6 protein-coding genes are annotated in these 4225 nt (G+C 39.5%); 3 read left to right on the top strand and 3 right to left on the bottom strand.

The window, feature by feature from the left end; all coding sequences use genetic code 11:
• Positions 1–1257 (top strand): lysine--tRNA ligase (gene lysS / locus AAGC65_RS25190; RefSeq protein ID WP_343115220.1); only part of this gene is annotated, 1257 nt, incomplete at its 5' end.
• A gap of 51 nt (positions 1258–1308) precedes the next feature.
• On the opposite strand, the gene AAGC65_RS25185 is transcribed toward lysS, so the two are convergent.
• Complete coding sequence (locus AAGC65_RS25185) at positions 1309–2007, bottom strand: DUF6624 domain-containing protein (protein WP_343115219.1); 699 nt, start codon at positions 2005–2007, stop codon at positions 1309–1311.
• Positions 2008–2274: 267 nt separating this feature from the next.
• Between AAGC65_RS25185 and AAGC65_RS25180 the strand changes: the two genes are divergently transcribed.
• On the top strand, positions 2275–2490 hold the full coding sequence (locus AAGC65_RS25180) for a hypothetical protein (protein WP_343115218.1): 216 nt from the start codon (positions 2275–2277) through the stop codon (positions 2488–2490).
• A gap of 73 nt (positions 2491–2563) precedes the next feature.
• Here AAGC65_RS25180 and AAGC65_RS25175 read toward each other — a convergent pair whose 3' ends face one another.
• Complete coding sequence (locus tag AAGC65_RS25175; protein WP_343115217.1) at positions 2564–3115, bottom strand: DUF2892 domain-containing protein; 552 nt, start codon at positions 3113–3115, stop codon at positions 2564–2566.
• 72 nt (positions 3116–3187) lie between these two features.
• On the opposite strand from AAGC65_RS25175, the gene ung reads away from it, so the two are divergent.
• Positions 3188–3865: a uracil-DNA glycosylase gene (gene ung / locus AAGC65_RS25170; RefSeq protein WP_343115216.1), complete on the top strand. Its 678-nt coding sequence runs from the start codon at positions 3188–3190 to the stop codon at positions 3863–3865.
• A gap of 140 nt (positions 3866–4005) precedes the next feature.
• Here the strand turns inward: ung and AAGC65_RS25165 are convergent.
• The coding region (locus AAGC65_RS25165; RefSeq protein ID WP_343115215.1) for an Lrp/AsnC ligand binding domain-containing protein at positions 4006–4225 on the bottom strand (220 nt) is incomplete at its 5' end.

Below are 4225 nucleotides of genomic sequence, written 5' to 3'. Positions count from 1 at the left end.
ATTCATGATGGTTTTACCGATCCGGAACTGCGTTACCGCCAGCGTTATGTAGATTTAACCGTTAACCCAGCCTACAAGCAAATTTTCATCAATCGCTCTAAGGTCATAAATAGCATGCGTGCTTATTTTGACGCGCAGGGTTGGATGGAGGTGGAAACTCCTATATTACAACCTGTACATGGTGGTGCGGCGGCTCGTCCGTTTGCTACACACCATAATACATTGGATATGCCCCTGTTTTTACGCATCGCCAATGAGCTGTACCTGAAACGTCTTATCGTAGCAGGCTTTGACGGCGTGTACGAGTTTGGTAAGATGTTTCGTAATGAGGGCATGGACCGTACGCATAACCCTGAATTTACCAGCATGGAAATATATGTAGCCTACAAAGACTACGTATGGATGATGGCTATGGTAGAGGAATGCCTGGAAACTGTTGCACGCGCCGTGCATGGCATCCCGGTTGTGCAGGTAGGTAATAATGAGATAAACTTTGCAGGCCCGTATGAAAAACTGTCCATGTATGATTCTATCCTGAAATATACCGGCATTGATGTATCGGCTATGGATGAGGCTGGCTTACGCAAAACCTGTAAGGAACTGAACATTGAGGTTAACCATACTATGGGTAAAGGCAAGCTGATTGATGAAATATTCAGTGCCAAGGTTGAACATAACCTGATACAGCCAACTTATATTACCGACTATCCTATCGAGATGACCCCGCTGGCCAAAAAACACCGCACCAAAGACGGCTTGGTGGAGCGTTTTGAGCTATTTGTAAACGGCAAGGAGATAGCTAACGCTTACTCTGAGTTAAATGATCCTATAGATCAGCGTGAGCGTTTAGAAGAGCAGTTGATACTTGCCGGTCGTGGTGATGATGAAGCGATGGCTATGGATGATGACTTTTTACGTGCCCTGGAATATGGCATGCCGCCAACATCAGGCCTGGGTATAGGTATTGACCGTTTGGTAATGTTGATGACCAATCAAAGTACCATTCAGGAAGTACTATTCTTCCCGCAGATGCGCCCGGAAAAAAAAGCTAAAGTTGCCAGTGCCGATGATTTTATAAATGCCGGTGTACCTGCCGAGTGGGTACCTGTGTTAAATAAAATGGGCTTCAACACCGTAGAAGAATTAAAAGCAGGCAACCCTAACAAGGTATTCAATGACTTGGGCGGTATGCGTAAAAAGCTAAAATTGGATATTACCATGCCTGCTAAAGAAGCGGTTATGGCCTGGTTTGAATAATTAATACAGACTCCGATATTTTTTGTAGAGACGCATTACATGCGTCTCTTTTTATTTAAACAGCTTTTGCACTTCATCAAGAGTATATACCTTGTAAGGATCAACACCAAACTTTTTGGCGTTTTCTTCTACGGTAGTAGTAAAGCCCGCCTTTTTACGGCGTTCATTAACATGTTTAGCATCTTTTATGGGCCACACAAACAAAATCCTTTGTTTTTTACCAGTTGCTAAATCAGTTATAACTTTCCATGATATTTGGGTACCATAAATTTGCTCCTCTTTCTTATCATCCATCAACATCCTATCCTCCATAGTAGCTACTCTAATATAGGGCAACTCCTTATTTTCGCCTGCTTTTTTAATGAGGGGGAAGTATTCCGGTATTTTTGGGGGAGAATGTTGAATCACAAAAAACGCAGCTTCATTAGTTGGTGTTCCCACCAATGATTTTCCGGGATAACCATACTGTTTGAATATTTTTTCAACTATAATTAAGTTTAAGGAGTCATGATAACTCACTACGCCCCACCAATATTTTTTAAGTTTCTCCTGTTCTGTTTTTGAAAGCCCTAATGCCTTAACTATGGAATCCTTTTGAGCGACTGTAACCGCATTATCACCATATTGCCGAAGGCCCTGATCAATGTTATAAACAGAATCTAATGTTCTTTTTAAAGTCTGATTAACCTTAGTTTGAGCCGAGGAAGTTTGACATGTCTGAATAAACAGCACTACTATTATTAATTTCAAAAAACAATTCATAGTTTGATAGATGGCTTATGTAATTTGAATGTACAATGTTTATTCAAACCATCATCACATTTTTTTGAAGTGTAGCCAAATAATTACTATCATTGCCCAACAATTCCAGGCAGTCCCATAAAAGCCTCAAAAAAATCTGACACCTCCTCTGTATCAGCAATTTAATAACAATTAATTAATGAAATCTTAAAATAAAGCGTACTTTAGGTTTATCTATGTTGATTATACTTGTAATAAACAACTATCATTAAAGTTATGACTAATTCAATTCTGGAGATTACCGAGAACGAATACCTGATAAAGCTAAACAGGAGTAACTTCAATTTATCATTTATCAGAAGTTTACTGAAGATGGTTGAAGTAGCAAACCCGAGCGAGGAAAGCGATCATTCATATAGCGACCGTATAGTATCACCTTATCAAAACCACTCTGCTACTGCAGATTACTTTAGCGCTATTGACGAAAAATAAAAAGGGACGCATTTCGCGTCCCTTTTTATTTTTTTATACTTTTTCTGCTTTACCTAAAGCCATCTCTGCATTATTAAAACTGGCGATATCCGCCTCTTACTACCTGTTGCTTATCCATCTGAGCAAGTTGTCCTTTCATCATCTTGATCTGCTCGGCCAGTAATTTATTTTTATCATCTTTTGCCGCTTCTGATAAGTACATCTGAGCCTCACGCTTATTGCGTTTTGCCATAGAGATACCCGCCAGGCTCAATTTGGCCAAAGCCGTATTGTGCGACATTTTCATACCCAGGGTAAGCGCCTTTTTAAAATATTTTTCAGATTTCATAGGAGCCTTACGCGACTCGATCAACCCGATCAATAAGTTATAATAGCCATGCTGGTTTTTGTGTAATTGTTTTTCATAGTCGGTAATTTTCATTAACCATTGTTCTGCCTTTTCTGAATTTTCTTTACGCAGAAAATACTGCGCTATGATCATATTTTCATTAAAGAAAAAGCTCAGCAGTGTTACACCGCCAAAAAACAACACTAAAATACCCCAGCCCCAAAAGCCGAAAGCACAAAGCGCAACCGCCGCACCGAATAACACACAGGCTATAATTAGCCGAACAATATTTGACATAATTTGTGATACTATATATTGAATGCAAATATCCGTTAATTTGTACGCTTAATCAACATTATATCAATATTTATGGCAAATGCATTAGACCCCTCCTGGCTGGAGGTTTTGAAAGACGAATTTGGTAAAGATTACATGATAAACCTGAAAGCTTTTCTGCAACAAGAGAAAGCGGCAGGCCAAATCGTATACCCTAAAAACGGCGATATTTTTAATGCATTTAACACTACTCATTTTGACAATGTAAAAGTGGTCATATTAGGCCAGGATCCTTACCACGGTGCGCACCAGGCGCACGGCTTATCATTTTCAGTACAAAAAGGAATTGCTATTCCCCGCTCGCTGATCAATATTTATAAAGAACTCAAAACAGATATCCCGGGCTTCCAGATACCTACCCACGGCAACCTGGAAGAGTGGGCTCAACAAGGCGTGTTATTATTGAATGCTACTTTAACAGTAAGGGCAGGTAATGCGGGCTCGCATCAAAAAAGAGGCTGGGAAGAATTTACCGATCAGGTGATCAAAACCATATCCGACAAAAAAGAAGGCATTGTATTTATTCTCTGGGGAGCCTTTGCACAATCAAAAGCTGCGTTAATAAACGAACAGAAACACTTCATCATTAAATCTGCGCACCCCTCTCCCTTTTCGGCTGAGCGAGGCTTTTTCGGCAGCAAACCATTTTCAAAAACAAATGCTATTTTAGAAAAAGAAGGTAAAAAACCTATAGACTGGCAGATACATTAAGAATTAGAGCCAAGAAATAAGAATCAAGAGATAAGAAAAATTATTCCAAAAACAATAAGAGTCAAGAAACATTGATTTTTCATCTTGTTTCCTGACTCTTATCTCTTGGTTCTTGATTCTTATTTCTTGCCTCTCTCCCACTAATATTCCAACGGAACTATCGGCTCTTTTTTACTTGTAGACATGATCATCATGGTCTGGAAAGTTTTTACAACCGTGATACGGCTTATTTTTTCCATGATCAGTTGTTCGTATGATTTAATGTCGCGCACGTACACTTTCAGCAGGAAATCGCATTGACCGGTAACGTGGTGACATTCGGTCACCTCTTTGATGTTTTGTATCTCGTTGATGAATATT

Origin of the sequence: Mucilaginibacter sp. (assembly GCF_039207105.1) — a bacterium.
Classification (GTDB): Bacteria; Bacteroidota; Bacteroidia; order Sphingobacteriales; family Sphingobacteriaceae; genus Mucilaginibacter.
Note: the sequence above shows the minus strand (reverse complement) of the source record. Positions and strands in the feature narration are given on the sequence as shown.

Coding starts and splice junctions, on each gene's coding strand:
- ung (WP_343115216.1), top strand. CDS start 3,188: ATGGCAAATGCATTAGACCCCTCCTGGCTGGAGGTTTTGAAAGACGAA.
- AAGC65_RS25180 (WP_343115218.1), top strand. CDS start 2,275: ATGACTAATTCAATTCTGGAGATTACCGAGAACGAATACCTGATAAAG.
- AAGC65_RS25175 (WP_343115217.1), bottom strand. CDS start 3,115: ATGTCAAATATTGTTCGGCTAATTATAGCCTGTGTGTTATTCGGTGCG.